The sequence below is a fragment of the Xenorhabdus budapestensis genome (assembly GCF_002632465.1).
In the GTDB taxonomy this organism is placed as follows: Bacteria; Pseudomonadota; Gammaproteobacteria; order Enterobacterales; family Enterobacteriaceae; genus Xenorhabdus; species Xenorhabdus budapestensis.
Genome location: NZ_NIBS01000143.1, coordinates 1 through 476 on the forward strand (window position 1 = coordinate 1; position 476 = coordinate 476).

Genomic DNA, 476 nt, shown 5'->3' on the forward strand with positions numbered 1-476 from the left:
GTGTCTTCGGACTGGAGTTTTGAGAGACTCATCAATACCGTCTTCCGACGCTACTGATTGTTTCAAATTTTCAGCTTGTTCCAGATTGTTAAAGAGCAAATATTTCACAATATACTGATAAGTTTCAATATATTCTGAAATCAAACAGGCAAGAGTCGATGATGGTGGAGCTAAGCGGGATCGAACCGCTGACCTCCTGCGTGCAAGGCAGGCGCTCTCCCAGCTGAGCTATAGCCCCATTTATCACGTTACCGGCTTGCCGCCAATTCAAAAAAATTGGTAGGCCTGAGTGGACTTGAACCACCGACCTCACCCTTATCAGGGGTGCGCTCTAACCACCTGAGCTACAAGCCTATGCCGGTACCGTCTCTTGCTTTATCAGACAATCTGTGTGAACACTCACATTTCACCATCTCAGGTTAAGGAGGTGATCCAACCGCAGGTTCCCCTACGGTTACCTTGTTACGACTTCACCC

General features: G+C 47.7%; 2 tRNA genes and 1 rRNA gene. All 3 read right to left on the reverse strand.

What is annotated here, in order from left to right:
- Positions 1 to 162: 162 nt before the first annotated feature.
- A tRNA-Ala gene (locus Xbud_RS19330) sits at positions 163 to 238 on the reverse strand.
- A 39-nt stretch (positions 239 to 277) separates the two neighbouring features.
- Positions 278 to 354: transfer RNA gene (locus Xbud_RS19335), tRNA-Ile, on the reverse strand.
- 66 nt (positions 355 to 420) lie between these two features.
- A 16S ribosomal RNA gene (locus Xbud_RS20270) occupies positions 421 to 476 on the reverse strand; the annotation flags it as partial.